Raw genomic sequence first — 14,047 nt, 5'->3', positions numbered from 1 at the left:
AACCCCTCTCCTTTGCGTGAGTGGCTCACGCATGTCCTCGACATGCGGTGCGACCGCCCTTGTCCCCTTCGGAAGGTCAATCCGTGTCCAACCCCGTCATCCGCCGCATCGCCGCTTCGAAGAAGACCCTCGCGGGTTCCGTCCTCGCCCTGGGTATCGCCGGCTCGATGCTGGCCGCAGTCCCCGCGCAGGCCGCCCCGATGAACGCCAAGGCGATCGCGCAGCAGATGATCAAGGACCCGGCCCAGTTCGCCGCCTTCGACAAGATCATCTCGCACGAGAGCGGCTGGGACCACACCGCGACCAACGCCTCCTCCGGCGCGTACGGCCTGGCCCAGGCCCTGCCGGCCTCGAAGATGGCTTCCGCCGGTGCCGACTGGAAGACCAACCCGGCCACCCAGATCAAGTGGGGCCTGGACTACATGAACGACCGCTACGGCAGCCCGGTCGGCGCCTGGAACTTCTGGTCCGCCAACCACTGGTACTGAGCCGCGAGCGAACGCAGCACGCAGCACGCAGCACACCGCCGCAGCGGAAAACGCACGGCGCGCGGCGCGCAGCACCCAGACATACGAAGGCCCCGGTGGCCGGCCTCCCCAGGTCCGGCCGCCGGGGCCTTCTGCATCCCATCCCACGGGACTCAGTGGCGCCTCACAGGCGCTGGATGATCGTGCCGGTCGCCAGCGCGCCTCCCGCGCACATGGTGATCAGCGCGAACTCCTTGTCGCGGCGCTCCAGCTCGTGGAGCGCGGTGGTGATCAGCCGGGCGCCGGTGGCGCCGACGGGGTGACCGAGCGCGATGCCCCCGCCGTTGACGTTGACCTTCTCCAGGTCCTGGTCGAAGACCTGCGCCCAGGACAGGACGACGGAGGCGAAGGCCTCGTTGATCTCGACGAGGTCGATGTCCCGGAGCGACATCCCGGCCTTGCCGAGTACGGCCCGGGTCGCGTCGATGGGCCCGTCCAGGTGGTAGTGGGGGTCGGCGCCGACGAGCGTCTGGGCGACGATCCGGGCGCGCGGCTTGAGCTTGAGGGCGCGTGCCATCTTGCGCGAGGCCCACATCACGGCGGCGGCGCCGTCGGATATCTGCGAGGAGTTCCCCGCGGTGTGCACGGCGGTGGGCATGACCGGCTTGAGCCGGGCCAGTGCCTCCATGCTGGTGTCGCGCAGGCCCTCGTCCCGGTCGACCAGGCGCCACATGCCCTGTCCGGCGGCCTGCTCCTCCTCCGTCGTCGGCACCTGCACGGCGAAGGTCTCGCGCTTGAACCGCTCCTCGGCCCAGGCCGCTGCGGCCCGCTCCTGGGAGAGGAGCCCGAGCCGGTCGACGTCCTCGCGGGACAGGCCGCGGTGGCGGGCGATCCGCTCGGCGGCCTCGAACTGGTTGGGGAGGTCGACGTTCCACTCGTCCGGGAAGGGCTTGCCCGGACCGTGCTTGGATCCCGAACCCAGCGGCACGCGGCTCATCGCCTCGACGCCGCAGGCGATCCCGATGTCCATCACCCCGCCGGAGATCATGTTGGCGACCATGTGGTTGGCCTGTTGCGAGCTGCCGCACTGACAGTCCACCGTCGTCGCGGCGGTCTCGTACGGGAGCCCCATGGCGAGCCAGGCGTTGCGGGCGGGGTTCATCGACTGCTCACCGGCGTGCGTCACGGTGCCGCCGACGATCTGCTCGACGCAGTCGGGCTGGATTCCGGTACGGGCCAGCAGTTCGCGGTAGGTCTCACCGAGCAGGTAGGCGGGATGGAGGTTGGCGAGAGCGCCCCCGCGCTTACCGATGGGGGTGCGTACGGCTTCGACAATGACGGGTTCCGCGGCCATGAGCTCGTCCTCTCCTGCACTGCGTCAGCACGGCGGGCCGTCCCGGCGCCCCGCCCCGAACTAGTACGCGTTCTAGTTCTCCCCGCAGTCTTATGACTCGAGGCCCCGGCACGCAAGGGTCTTGCACGCGCCCTGCACGGATTCCACACGCAACAGTTGGCGCCACGACCCTTGTCACTTCTAGAACTCGTTACTACCTTCAAGCCAACTTCTGATGGTCCGTCAGACTTTGGAGTTGCCCGATGTCCTGCCCCGCACTGCCCGAAGGCTTCGACGCCACCGATCCAGACCTGCTCCAAAGCCGCGTCCCCTTCCCGGAGTTCGCGCAGCTGCGGCAGACCGCACCCGTCTGGTGGTGCCCGCAGCGGCGGGGCATCACCGGCTTCGACGACGAGGGCTACTGGGCCGTGACCCGGCACGCGGACGTCAAGTACGTCTCCACGCACCCGGAGCTGTTCTCCTCGACGACCAACACCGCGATCATCCGCTTCAACGAGCACATCGCACGTGATGCGATAGATGCCCAGCGCCTGATCATGTTGAACATGGATCCGCCGGAACACACGCGCGTACGCCAGATCGTGCAGCGCGGCTTCACCCCGCGGGCCATCCGCGGCCTGGAGGCGGCCCTGCGCGACCGCGCCCGGAAGATCGTCGAGGAGGCCGCGGCGACGGCGGCCGACGGCAGCTTCGACTTCGTCACGCAGGTGGCGTGCGAGCTCCCGCTCCAGGCCATCGCCGAACTGATCGGCGTACCGCAGAAGGACCGCACCAAGATCTTCGACTGGTCGAACAAGATGATCGCCTACGACGACCCGGAGTACGCGATCACCGAGGAGGTCGGCTCCAACGCGGCGATGGAGCTCATCGGTTACGCGATGAACCTCTCCGCCCAGCGCAAGGAGTGTCCGGCCAAGGACATCGTCACCCAGCTGGTGGCCGCCGAGGGCCAGGGCAACCTCGGCTCCGACGAGTTCGGCTTCTTCGTGCTGCTGCTGGCGGTCGCGGGCAACGAGACCACGCGCAACGCCATCAGCCACGGCATGCACGCCTTCCTCACCCACCCCGAGCAGTGGGAGCTCTACAAGGCGACCCGGCCGTCGACGGCCGCGGAGGAGATCGTGCGCTGGGCCACCCCGGTGGTGTCCTTCCAGCGCACCGCCACCCAGGACACCGAACTGGGCGGCCAGAAGATCAAGGCGGGCGACCGGGTGGGGATGTTCTACTCCTCCGCCAACCACGACCCCGAGGTGTTCACGAACCCGGACGTCTTCGACATCACCCGCGACCCCAACCCCCACCTGGGCTTCGGCGGCGGCGGCCCGCACTTCTGCCTGGGCAAGTCCCTGGCGGTCATGGAGATCGACCTGATCTTCAACGCCCTGGCCGACGCCCTCCCCGACCTCCACCTGACGACGGACCCCCCGCGCCGCCTCCGCGCAGCCTGGCTCAACGGCATCAAGGAACTCCGAGTAACCCACCCCTGACCACCCCTCCAACCCGGCCAGCCCACTCCAGCCCCGCCGGCGTTTGAGGCGCGGGGTCCGGGGCGGCGCCCCGCTCTCTCGCCTTCACCCGCCCCTCCCCCCCCAGCCTCGCCGGCGTTTGAGGCGCGGGGTCCGGGGCGGCGCCCCGGCAGCGGCGCCGCACCCGCCCGACTGGCGGCGTACCCCGAACGGAGTGATCCTGGCAAGCAGCGACGATCCAGCCGAAGGGGCGCCGGGGCCATCCAACGCCCCGGCGCCCCTTCGGCCTCCCCCAGCCCAGCCCAGCGCAGCGGAGGGGCAGCGGCTCACCCCACCCTCAGCACCACACACGTCGTAGTGCCATGGGCATACAGCTTCCCGTCCCGCGTGCCCACGACCCGCGCCTCCGCGGTCGCCGTGCTCCGCCCCACGTGCAGCGCCGTCCCCTCGCAGCGCAGCGTGGGCGTGTCCGCCATCACCGGCCGGATCATGTGCACCCCGAGCTGTACCGTCGTGTAGCTGACGCCCGCCGGCAGCAGCGTCATCACCGCCGAGCCGAGGGCCGAGTCGAGCAGGGTGGCCAGGAAGCCGCCGTGCACCGTCCCCATCGGGTTGAGCAGGTGGTCGCCCGGGTCCCCCTCGAAGACGGCGGTCCCCTCCGACGCGTCGGCGAGCCGGAAGCCCAGGGTGCTCATCATCGACGCGCCGGGCAGTTCGCCCTTCATGCTCGCCTGCAGGATCTCCAGCCCGCTCATGCCGAGGATGTCCGGGGTCATCTCCGGCCGCGGCTGCCAGGTGTGCGTACGGCTGCGGAGCTCGGCACCGCTACTGCTCTCATACGTGGTCATGGCAACGACCCTAGGCGCGCCCCCGGGCCGACCGCGAGTGTCGGATCCGGCAGCTTCCGTATGGATTCCGACAGCCCGACCGGGCCCGGTCGGCGTTACCGTGGAGCGGTGAAAGTCGCCGTTCTGGCCCTCGACGGGGTCTTCGACTCGGGCATATCCGCCGTCCTCGACGTGCTGCACACCGCGCACGCGCTGCGCCGCCAGGTCGCCGGGACCCCACCGCCCGCCTTCGACATCCGTACGGTCGGCGTGCGGCGCCGGGTCCGCACCGGGCTCGGCCACCGCATCGACACCGAACCGGCCGCCGTCGCCGAGGACGCGGACCTGCTGGTGGTGCCCGCGCTGATGGAGCGCCGCCCGGACCTGCTGGTCGAGGCCGTGGGCTCGGGCGGGTTGCGTCCGGCCCGCCGGATCCTGGCCGAGGCCCGCGAGCGCGGAACCCCACTGGCCACCGCCTGCACCGGCACCTTCCTGCTGGCCGAGGCCGGGGTGCTGGACGGGCTGCGGGCGACGACCAGTTGGTGGCTGGCCCCGCTCTTCCGGGACCGCTACCGCCGGGTCGCCGTCGAGGAGACCCGGATGGTCGTCAGCTCCGGCGGGGTCACGACGGCGGGCGCGGCCTTCGGCCACCTCGACCTGGCGCTGTCGCTCGTCGGCGCGCGCAGTCCGGCCCTCGCGGATCTGGTCCGGCGCTACCTCGTCGTCGACGACCGGGCCTCCCAGGCGGCGTACGCCATCCCCAGCGCCTTGGCCCGCCACGATCCGCTGGTCGCCGCCTTCGAGGAATGGGCGCGGACCCGGCTCGCGGAACCGGCGCCGATCGCGGACGCCGCCCGCGAGCTCGGCGTCAGCGAGCGCACCCTGCAGCGCGCGGTCGCCCGTACCCTCGGCCGCACACCGGTCGGGCTGGTGCAGGACCTGCGGGTGGAGCAGGCCGAACACCTGCTGCGCACCACGGACCTGTCGCTGACGGCGGTCGCCCGGCGGGTCGGGTACGAAAGCCCGGGCCCGCTGCGCACGCTGCTGCGCAGGCGGCGCGGCGAGGGCTGACGCGGTCGGGGGGCCGGCCCCGCCGGCCCCGCCGGCCCCGCCGCCGACCCGCCTACGACCCGTCTACGAACGCGCCCCCGCGACGGGCTCGGCGACGCCGGCCCCGTCCGGGGTCGCCGTCGTCCGTTCTCCGCCGGTGGTGCGCTGCGCCGGGAGGTCCACCTGGAGCCCCCGCGGCCCGGACAGCACGTACACGAGCCCGAAGCCGGCGGTCACGACGACGGCGCCGCCCACCGCGTCCAGGACCCAGTGGTTGGCGGTCGCGACGATCGCGCACACCGTGATCAGCGGGTGCAGCGCGCCGAGCAGCTTCTGCCAGCCCTTGGGCGCCAGCACCACGATCACGATCCCGCACCACAGCGACCAGCCGAAGTGCAGCGAGGGCATCGCCGCGTACTGGTTGGAGATCGCGGTCATGGCCCCGTACGAGGGGTTGGCCAGGTCCTGCGGCCCGTGCACGGTGTCGATGAAGTCGAGGCCGGGCATCAGGCGCGGCGGCGCGAGGGGGTAGAGCCAGAAGCCGACGAGGGCCAGGACGGTGGCCAGGCCCAGGGAGGCGCGGGCCCAGCGGTAGTCGCCGGGACGGCGCCAGTACAGGACAGCCAGGATCGTCAGCGGGACCACGAAGTGGAAGGAGGTGTAGTACAAGTTGAAGAACGCCTCCAGCCAGGGCGTGTTCACGACGGCGTGGTTCACGGCGTGCTCGATGTCGATGCCGAGCGCCTTCTCGATGCCGTGGATCTGGCTGCCGTTGCCCTCGGCGAGGGTGCGGCTGGTGGGGGCGGCGGCCCGGATGTGCGAGTAGAGCGAGTAGCCCACTCGTATCAGCAGGAGTTCCAGCAGCAGGTTCGGGCGGGACAGCACGCGCCGCCAGAACGGCAGCAGCGGCACCCGCGCCCAGCGGGCCGCGGCCGGCCGCCCGTAGTCGGTCGGTACGGGCTCGCGCCAGTACGGCGAGGAGCGCGGCAGGAACGGTACCGCGCAGGCCGCGGCCACGGCGGTGAGCAGCAGCACGTTGTCGCGTACGGGGGCCAGCGCGGCCAGGTTCGGCAGCAGCACCGTGCTCGGCAGGGTCATGGCGAGGACCACGGCCACCGGCCACACGGATCGGTCGGCGGCCCGCTTGCCCACCTTGCCGGCGACGGCGAGCAGCACCCACAGCAGCTGGTGGCGCCAGCCGGCCGGGGACACGGCGACGGCCACGCAGCCGGTGACGGCGACGGCGAGCAGCAGCTGGCCGTCGCCGGCGTAGCGGACCGCGCGGCGCAGGCCGAAGAAGACGATGGCGCCCGCGAGGGCGGCGTAGAGCAGGATCTCCAGCGGTCCGGTCAGGCCGAGGCGCAGCAGCGCGCCGTGCACGGACTGGTTGGCGAGGCCGTCGGGGGCGCCGCCGAGGCCGGTACCGGCCAGGTGCTGCACCCAGTACGTCCAGGAGTCGCGCGGCATGGCCGCCCAGGACAGCGCGGTCGCTCCGGCGAAGGTCACGGCGGCGGTGTGCGCGCCGGGGCGGCGTCCGGTCAGCCACAGCAGCGGGGCGAAGAGCAGCAGCGCCGGCTGGAGCGCGGCGGCGAGGCCGACGAGGAAGCCCGCGGGCCGGTCACCGGGCACGCGGAAGACGGCCAGCAGCACCAGCAGCACGGGCAGGACGGCGGTCCGGCCGGGTGAGGCGGCCTCGCGGACGGGGATCGAGACCATCATCAGGGCCGTGAGCACGGGCGCGGCGAGGAGCGCGGTGCGCCGCGGCACCGGGTCGGGCAGGCCGCGCGCGGCGACGAGCCCGATGGCGGCGACGCACAGCAGCGTCACACAGGTCCAGGCGATCTCCAGCGACGGGGCGGCGAGGCCGACCAGCGGCTTGAGGACCAGCCCGGCGAAGGGCGTGCCGGAGAACTGGCCGGTGTCGTAGACGGATCCGGGCAGGCTGCCGGGGAGGTGGAAGCCGCTCAGCCATTCCCCGGGTGGCACGCTCAGCACGGCGGCGGCCTGTCTGACGGCGAGAGCGCCCGCCAGCGCCCACAGGAGGAGGCGTGCCGCCCCGAGCCTGTTGTTGTCGCCTATGACTCCGGCATGTCCGTTCGCACCGCTGTGCTCTGCCGCGTTAGCCACGCCTCGCCGGCCTCCCGCCCTGTTGACCGCAACCCTGACTTTGCCTGGCTGCCGCGCTCCATTACCCGCAAGACGATATCTCCCGCGGGATGCCTCGGTCGGCCCTCACGGGCATCGGGAAGATCGACCGGCCCTTGTGACGCCGGGCGGATCCGAGGAACCCGCAGGTGCTCCGGGGTGTTCCGGGCCCGCTCCGGGTTCGCTGCGGGTTTCGCTCGGGTTTCGCTCCGGGTGCGGACACCGGAGTTCATGGTGAAGCTGGAGATGACACGCATTCCGTGGAGAGGACGGCTCATGTCCATGCTTGACAAGCTCAAGGATCTGATCAAGGGACACCCTGACCAGGCCCGCCAAGGCGTCGAGAAGGCCGGAGACGCCTTCGACGCGAAGACGGGCAACAAGTACCAGGGCCAGGTCGACACGGCGCAGCAGAAGCTGAACGAACAGATCGGCAAGCAGCCGCCCACCTCCGGGGAGGGGCGTCCGCCCCAGCAGTGACCACGTGATGTCGCATGACAGCTGTCCCGGTGGCCCCTCGGACCACCGGGACAGCCGCACGCCGCCCGCGGGGTTGCGGGGTTGCAGGGATGCGGGGATGCGGGGATGTAGGAGACTGCACGCACGTCGTCGAGGCCGGGCGCACAGCCCGGCCTGCGTTTCATGAGAGGTGCCACGTGCCGAGTGTTGTAAAGATCAACGTGCTGACGGTTCCCGCCGAGCAGCGGGAGGTGCTGGAGCAGCGCTTCGCCTCCCGGGCCGGGGCGGTGGAGGGCTCGGACGGCTTCGAGTGGTTCGAGCTGCTGCGCCCGGTGGAGGGCACTGACCAGTACCTGGTCTACACGCGCTGGCGTTCGGAGCAGGATTTCCAGGCGTGGATGGAGGGGCCGATGAAGGCGGCCCACCAGGGCGGCGCCCAGGGCGGCCAGGGCGGTGGCGGCGAGCGGCCGAAGCCCGCGGCGTCCGCCTCGACGGTGTGGTCGTTCGAGGTCGTGCAGCAGGCAGCGCCGAAGAAGGCCTGAACGCACCGCGTGATGCGGGGGTCGGCCCGGACCGGGCGGGACCCCCGCATCACCAGGGCCAGCCCCGCGTCAGGGCGGGCTCAGCTCCAGAAGACGTCTTCCTCGTCGATGTCCGCGGTGCACTGGTCGATGTCGGTGATCTTGTCGCCGATGATCGTGAAGAAGAGCCCTTGGCGGATCTCGATGCCGCGGTCACCGCGGTCGGCGCGCGCCGTGTGGAAACTCATCACGTGGCCCCGGCCGTCCGCCAGCACCGACTCCAGGTGCACCTGGAAGGTCCCGTTCGTCTCCTCGGAGAGGCGGCGGAAGAGGTCGAGAACGTTCTCCCGCCCCTTGTGGTGCCCGGACAGCGGGTTGCTGCCCGGCACGTGGTGGATGGCATCGGCCGTCAGCAGCGTGCTCATCGTCTCCATGTCGCCCTTGCCGAAGGCCTCGTAGCCGCGGCGGACCAGGGCACAGTCGGGGTGCTCTGACATGGCGTTCCCACCCTCCGGGTACGCAGGGAAATGTCCTTTTCCTATCATCGGCCCGGCCCTGTGGATATTCCACGCGGGACCTCGCCCGCGAACTCCACAATGACGCCATGACCACTCACAGCGAACCCCCCACCTACACCCCTCCCGCTGCATCCACCCCCTCGTGGACCGTGACGCCCGAGGCGTTCACGACGCGGGACGCCACCGTCCTGCGCCGTGCCTACTACGCCGAGGTCGCCGGCCGGTACTGGAAACGGCAGGTCACCGAGGCCGAGATCGACCAGGGGCTGCTGGACTTCCCGGACGACGGGCTGGTCCCGCCGACGGGGCAGTTCGTCGTCGGCAGGCTGGGCGGCGAGCCCCTGGCGTGCGGCGGCGTCCGGCTGCTCGACCCCGACACCGCCGAGCTCACCCGGGTGTATGTCGACCGGCGCGCCAGGGGCACGGGCGGCGGGGCGGCCCTGCTGGAGGTCCTGGAGGCACAGGCCCGTGCGCTGGGCGCCGGGCGGGTCCGGCTGGACACCCGCTCGGACCTCGTGGAGGCCCGCGCGTTGTACGCGCGGCACGGGTATGCGGAAATACCGGCGTACAACGACGGCCCGTACGCACAGCACTGGTTCGAGAAGCTCCTCCCCTGAGCCCGCACGGCAGCAGCAGGCCGGCCGCTAGGGGGCGGCGTGGTCCCGGCGCGGCGCGGAGTCGTAGGGCTCCTCGGCGTCGGACCCGCACAGCTCCGTATTGATCTCCTGAACCAGCTTCACCAGGTCGGTCGGACGGTCCGGGCCCCACCAGTCGCCGAGCAGCTCGGCGAGGGACTCCTGCCGGGCATCGGCGAGCTTGGCGGCGGCCACCTGCCCCTGTTCGGTCAGGATCAGCGCCAGTCCTTCCCGGGCGGCGAGCCCGCGCTCCTCGACCTGGCGGGCGGCATCCGTAATGACCTTCAACGGCACGTTGGCGCGCTCTGCGAGCATCGAGGGCTCCGTGGAGCCGTACTTCTTGATCCGCAGCAGCATCCAGCTGGCGGCGGGCAGCAGGTCGTAGCCGGCCTTCTCGGTGATCTTCTCGTAGACGTGCCGGCGGCCCTCACGGGTACCGAGGACCGACAGCGCGCGGGCCACCTCGTCCCGTGACGAGCGCTGGACCGGGTTGGAAGCCAGGGTTTCCGTCACATCGGGTGCGGTGACCGAGGCGCGGAGCTTGTCCTCCTTCAGGAACCAGGCGATGACGAAGGCGACCAGGACGATCGGCACGGCGTAGAGGAACACGTCGGTGATGGCGGTGGCGTAGGCGTCGAGGACCTGCGGCTGGAGCCCGGAGGGAAGCGCACTGATGGCCCGCGGATCGGCCTCCAGCTGCGCGATGCTCGCACCGGCCGGCAGCGTGACACCGGCCAGCGCGGTGGCGAGCTTGTCGTCCAGCTGGTTGGTGAAGACCGTGCCGAAGATCGCGACGCCGAAGGAGGCTCCGATGGAACGGAAGAAGGTGGCACCGGAGGTGGCGACTCCGAGATCTGCGTAGCTGACCGAGTTCTGCACCACCAGGACCAGTACCTGCATGACCAGGCCGAGCCCGGCGCCGAAGACGAAGAAGTAGATGCTCATCTCCCACGTGGAGCTGGTGCGGTGCAGCTGGTGCAGCAGGAGCAGACCGATCGCGGTCACGCCCGTGCCGGCGATCGGGAAGACCTTCCAGCGGCCCGTGCGGCTGACGATCTGGCCGGAGACGGTGGAGGAGATCAGCATGCCGATCACCATCGGCAGCATATGGACGCCCGACATGGTCGGCGAGACGCCTTGGACGACCTGGAGGAAGGTCGGCAGGTAGACCATCGCGCCGAACATCGCGAAACCGACGACGAAGCTGATCACCGAGCAGAGGGTGAAGGTGCGGATGCGGAACAGACCCAGCGGCAGGACGGGTTCGACGGCCTTGCGTTCCACGAGGAGGAAGACGGCGAGCAGTACGGCGCCGAGGACGGCCACGCCGATGATCCGGGCCGAGCCCCAGCCCCAGGTGGCGCCGAGGGAGGCGACGAGCACGAGGCAGGTGGCGACACAGGCGATGAGGAAGGTGCCGAGATAGTCGATGGTGTGCTTCGCGGAGCGCTTCGGGATGTGCAGGACCGCGGCGATGACGACGAGCGCGACGAGACCGATGGGGAGGTTGATGTAGAAGACCCAGCGCCAGGACAGGTTGTCCACGAAGAGTCCGCCGAGCAGCGGGCCCAGCACGCTGGTCGCGCCGAAGACGCCGCCGAAGAGGCCCTGGTACTTGCCGCGTTCGCGGGGCGGGACGATATCGCCGACGATCGCCATCGACAGCACGATCAGCCCGCCGCCGCCCAGGCCCTGGAGCGCGCGGAAGCCGATCAGCTGGGGCATGTCCTGGGCGAGCCCGCACAGCGCCGACCCGATGAGGAAGAGGACGATGGCGTACTGGAAGAGCCTCTTGCGTCCGTACTGGTCGCCGAGCTTGCCCCACAGCGGGGTGGCTGCGGTGGCGGCGAGCATGTAGGCGGTGACGACCCACGACAGGTGTGCCATGCCGCCGAGGTCGCTGACGATGGTCGGCAGGGCGGTGGAGACGATGGTCTGGTCGAGTGCGGCGATCAGCAGGCCCAGCAGCAGGGCCCCGATGGAAACGAGTACCTCGCGGGAGGTGTGCTCGGTGGCGGGGCCGGTCTTTCCCGGGTCGGGAGCGGGGTCCGTGCCGTGCGCGGTCACATCCTGAGCCATCGGTACCTCCTCAGGCCGGATCAACATCTCCATCCTGAGCGGTGTGTCCGGTTATGGCCTCTCGGGCGGTTGGGAGGGCTGCCGCGGGTCTGCATAATCGCAGGCAATAGCCAGGGAGGGAGTCCAGTGAGCCGTCAGCACTGTCCAGAATGCGGCGCCCCAGGCGCCGGCTGCGGGTGTGTGCCGGGGGTGGGTTTCAACCCCTTGCGCATCCGCCCGTACGTGACGTTGCCCGACCCCGGCGAGCCGGACACCCCGGTGCCCCCGCAGCCGGTGGCCGGCGCGGTGGCCCCGGACCGGCGCCCTGCGCCGATACCGGCGCAGGAGCAGGACGACACCCCGGCGTACGGGATACCCGTACCGCCGGCCGACGGACCATGGCCGGCCGTGCCCGCGCCCGCGCCGCACCCGGCGGAGACGGTCCAGCTCCGCACGATCCCGCAAGCGGGCGGCACAACCGGAGGGGGAGGGGGCGGGGGCGGGGGCCCCGAGAAGCGGACCGGCCCGGCCTCCCGCAAGCCCCTCGCGCTGCTCCTCGGCGCCGCGGCCGTGGTGGCCCTCAGCGGGACGGCCGTGGCGGTGTGGGCGCTGCCCAGCTCCGACGCGAGCGACGCCGCGCTGGTGGAGGCGAAGGCGGCAGCGCCTTCGGTGAGCGCGCCCCCGGCCGCGCCCTCCGGGAGCCCGTCCCCGAGCACGTCCAGCGCGTCCCCCTCTGCCTCGCCGTCCCCGAGCGCCTCGAAATCGGCGTCGCCGTCCCCGTCCCCGTCGCCCTCCGCGTCCCGATCCTCGGCGCCCCCGTCCCCCAGCCCCACCCCGAGTGCGAGCCGCCCCGCCAGCTCGCCGCCCGCGCAGGCGCCGATCCTGCGCTTCGGGGACACGGGTCCGGAGGTGGAGAAGCTCCAGCGGCTGCTGGCGGCGCGCGGCCTGTACCGCGGCAAGATCAACGGGCGGTTCGACTGGCGGGTGGAGGACGCCCTGTCGGAGTTCCAGTACGACAAGGGCATCGACGATCAGGAGTGGGGCTTCTACGGTCCGGTGACCCGCAAGGCTCTGGAGGGATGAGGGTCACATGCGCGCGGTTGGCGCAGACCGCCCTTTGTTTTGTATCGTGAAGGAACAAAGTGGTTCCGTCCTCACTCCCTGACCGGTGGACGGAACCACTTGTTCTCTTTCCCGCCCCGTCTGGAGCCCCGCCCATGCCGGCCAGCACCACCACCGCCCCCGTCGCCCTCACCGCCAAGGCCCTGCTCCTGGACATGGACGGCACGATCGTCAACTCCGACGCGGTGGTCGAACGCTGCTGGCGCGACTGGGCGCTGTCCCACGGGCTGGACCCGCAGGAAGCCATGAAGGTGGTCCACGGCCGCCAGGGCTACGCCACCATGGCCGTCCTCCTGCCGGAGCGCCCCATGGAGGTCAACCACGCCGAGAACGCGGTGATGCTGGCCCGCGAAACGGCCGACACCGACGGCGTGATCCCCGTCGCGGGCGCCCCCGAGTTCATGGCCGCGATAGACGGCCTGCCGCACGCCCTGGTCACCTCGGCCGACGCAGCCCTGGCCACGGCCCGCATGACGGCCGCCGCGCTGCCGATGCCCGACGTACGGGTCACGGCCGAATCCGTCCGGGCCAGCAAGCCCGACCCCGAGGGCTTCCTGATGGGCGCCGCCGCACTGGGCGTGGACCCGGCCGACTGCATCGTCTTCGAGGACTCGGCCGCGGGCATCACCGCGGGCCGGGCGGCGGGCATGCGCGTGATCGGCGTGGGCCCCCGCGCAGCCGCTCACGCCCCGACCGCCCACGTCCAGGACTTGACGTCACTCCAGGTCACAACCACCCCGGACGGCTCGATCACCATCACGCTGAAGTCGGCGGAGTAGCCCCTACGAGACCAAGGCGGGCGGGGCTGCCCCGCTCGGGCCGACACGGGTGGACGGGACCTGCTGGGCCGGTAGTCAGGGACGTGTATGGGGGTTTCCCGTCAGTCTCATCGTCTCTCCGTGTCGGGCCGGTCCCTCAAGGGCGCTCCTTCGTCGCGTCGCTTCGCGATTTCGCTGCGCTCAACCCTTGACCGACCGTCCCGCCCCGGACATACGAAGACTGCCGGGAAACCCCCAAAGGAACGGGCCGGGCCCAGCCTTTAGAGACGGGGTGGTCGGAGATGACCAAGCGGGCCGGGCATGGGGCACCCCGGAGGCGAGCCCACCCGAAGCCACCTCCCGGGCCGGGGGGCGCATCCAATCGCTACGCGCTCCTCACCTCTCAGCGTCCGACGACCGCCTGGGGCTGGACATAGGCCGCCCACGACCATTGGCGCTTCGCACGTCTCAGCGTCCGACGACCGCCTGGGGTTGGGCATAGGCCGCCCACGACCCGTGGCGCTCCTCGATCACGCGCCAGACGACCGCCTCGGGTCGTTGGGAGGGTCTGACGGCCGATCCTTCGGCTATTTCGTCGTGAATCCGGGTCAGCGCCGGATCGAGTCCCCAAACCGGGGAACAGACGGGGGCAATTTGGGCAAACCGT

At 71.3% G+C, this 14,047-nt stretch carries 13 protein-coding genes; 8 read left to right on the top strand and 5 right to left on the bottom strand.

The window, feature by feature from the left end:
* Positions 1–83: 83 nt before the first annotated feature.
* Positions 84–488 (top strand): transglycosylase SLT domain-containing protein, encoded by a 405-nt coding sequence (locus B6R96_RS24360; protein ID WP_030390692.1) that lies wholly within the window; start codon positions 84–86, stop codon positions 486–488.
* A gap of 163 nt (positions 489–651) precedes the next feature.
* Here B6R96_RS24360 and B6R96_RS24355 read toward each other — a convergent pair whose 3' ends face one another.
* On the bottom strand, positions 652–1,821 hold the full coding sequence (locus B6R96_RS24355; RefSeq protein WP_030390693.1) for a steroid 3-ketoacyl-CoA thiolase: 1,170 nt from the start codon (positions 1,819–1,821) through the stop codon (positions 652–654).
* A 242-nt stretch (positions 1,822–2,063) separates the two neighbouring features.
* On the opposite strand from B6R96_RS24355, the gene B6R96_RS24350 reads away from it, so the two are divergent.
* The gene (locus B6R96_RS24350; RefSeq protein WP_030390694.1) at positions 2,064–3,308 is read left to right on the top strand and encodes a cytochrome P450; all 1,245 of its coding nucleotides are present in this window, start codon (positions 2,064–2,066) and stop codon (positions 3,306–3,308) included.
* A gap of 305 nt (positions 3,309–3,613) precedes the next feature.
* On the opposite strand, the gene B6R96_RS24345 is transcribed toward B6R96_RS24350, so the two are convergent.
* The gene (locus B6R96_RS24345) at positions 3,614–4,135 is read right to left on the bottom strand and encodes a PaaI family thioesterase (protein ID WP_081523627.1); all 522 of its coding nucleotides are present in this window, start codon (positions 4,133–4,135) and stop codon (positions 3,614–3,616) included.
* 108 nt (positions 4,136–4,243) lie between these two features.
* On the opposite strand from B6R96_RS24345, the gene B6R96_RS24340 reads away from it, so the two are divergent.
* Positions 4,244–5,185 (top strand): GlxA family transcriptional regulator, encoded by a 942-nt coding sequence (locus B6R96_RS24340; RefSeq protein WP_081523626.1) that lies wholly within the window; start codon positions 4,244–4,246, stop codon positions 5,183–5,185.
* A gap of 63 nt (positions 5,186–5,248) precedes the next feature.
* Here B6R96_RS24340 and B6R96_RS24335 read toward each other — a convergent pair whose 3' ends face one another.
* Positions 5,249–7,291, bottom strand: coding sequence for a bifunctional glycosyltransferase 87/phosphatase PAP2 family protein (locus tag B6R96_RS24335; protein WP_081523625.1), 2,043 nt, complete (start codon positions 7,289–7,291; stop codon positions 5,249–5,251).
* A 294-nt stretch (positions 7,292–7,585) separates the two neighbouring features.
* On the opposite strand from B6R96_RS24335, the gene B6R96_RS24330 reads away from it, so the two are divergent.
* Both B6R96_RS24330 and B6R96_RS24325 read left to right on the top strand, forming a co-directional pair.
* A complete protein-coding gene (locus tag B6R96_RS24330) occupies positions 7,586–7,789 on the top strand; it encodes an antitoxin (protein WP_081523624.1) in 204 nt (67 codons plus the stop codon).
* A 176-nt stretch (positions 7,790–7,965) separates the two neighbouring features.
* The gene (locus B6R96_RS24325) at positions 7,966–8,310 is read left to right on the top strand and encodes an antibiotic biosynthesis monooxygenase family protein (protein WP_030390699.1); all 345 of its coding nucleotides are present in this window, start codon (positions 7,966–7,968) and stop codon (positions 8,308–8,310) included.
* An 80-nt stretch (positions 8,311–8,390) separates the two neighbouring features.
* On the opposite strand, the gene B6R96_RS24320 is transcribed toward B6R96_RS24325, so the two are convergent.
* Positions 8,391–8,786, bottom strand: coding sequence for a nuclear transport factor 2 family protein (locus B6R96_RS24320; protein ID WP_030390700.1), 396 nt, complete (start codon positions 8,784–8,786; stop codon positions 8,391–8,393).
* Positions 8,787–8,893: 107 nt separating this feature from the next.
* On the opposite strand from B6R96_RS24320, the gene B6R96_RS24315 reads away from it, so the two are divergent.
* Complete coding sequence (locus B6R96_RS24315; protein ID WP_081523623.1) at positions 8,894–9,424, top strand: GNAT family N-acetyltransferase; 531 nt, start codon at positions 8,894–8,896, stop codon at positions 9,422–9,424.
* A 27-nt stretch (positions 9,425–9,451) separates the two neighbouring features.
* Here B6R96_RS24315 and B6R96_RS24310 read toward each other — a convergent pair whose 3' ends face one another.
* Complete coding sequence (locus B6R96_RS24310; protein WP_053170985.1) at positions 9,452–11,521, bottom strand: MFS transporter; 2,070 nt, start codon at positions 11,519–11,521, stop codon at positions 9,452–9,454.
* 222 nt (positions 11,522–11,743) lie between these two features.
* Between B6R96_RS24310 and B6R96_RS24305 the strand changes: the two genes are divergently transcribed.
* Positions 11,744–12,583 (top strand): peptidoglycan-binding domain-containing protein, encoded by an 840-nt coding sequence (locus B6R96_RS24305; RefSeq protein WP_159396359.1) that lies wholly within the window; start codon positions 11,744–11,746, stop codon positions 12,581–12,583.
* 134 nt (positions 12,584–12,717) lie between these two features.
* Entirely contained in the window at positions 12,718–13,401 is a 684-nt protein-coding gene (locus tag B6R96_RS24300; RefSeq protein WP_081523621.1) for an HAD-IA family hydrolase, read from the top strand.
* The last annotated feature ends 646 nt before the right edge of the window (positions 13,402–14,047 follow it).

Source organism: Streptomyces sp. Sge12, assembly GCF_002080455.1.
Lineage (GTDB): Bacteria > Actinomycetota > Actinomycetes > Streptomycetales > Streptomycetaceae > Streptomyces.
This window is presented reverse-complemented; position numbering and strand designations above follow the sequence as displayed.

Coding starts and splice junctions, on each gene's coding strand:
- B6R96_RS24355 (WP_030390693.1), bottom strand. CDS start 1,821: ATGGCCGCGGAACCCGTCATTGTCGAAGCCGTACGCACCCCCATCGGT.
- B6R96_RS24350 (WP_030390694.1), top strand. CDS start 2,064: ATGTCCTGCCCCGCACTGCCCGAAGGCTTCGACGCCACCGATCCAGAC.
- B6R96_RS24345 (WP_081523627.1), bottom strand. CDS start 4,135: ATGACCACGTATGAGAGCAGTAGCGGTGCCGAGCTCCGCAGCCGTACG.
- B6R96_RS24330 (WP_081523624.1), top strand. CDS start 7,586: ATGTCCATGCTTGACAAGCTCAAGGATCTGATCAAGGGACACCCTGAC.
- B6R96_RS24320 (WP_030390700.1), bottom strand. CDS start 8,786: ATGTCAGAGCACCCCGACTGTGCCCTGGTCCGCCGCGGCTACGAGGCC.
- B6R96_RS24315 (WP_081523623.1), top strand. CDS start 8,894: ATGACCACTCACAGCGAACCCCCCACCTACACCCCTCCCGCTGCATCC.
- B6R96_RS24310 (WP_053170985.1), bottom strand. CDS start 11,521: ATGGCTCAGGATGTGACCGCGCACGGCACGGACCCCGCTCCCGACCCG.
- B6R96_RS24300 (WP_081523621.1), top strand. CDS start 12,718: ATGCCGGCCAGCACCACCACCGCCCCCGTCGCCCTCACCGCCAAGGCC.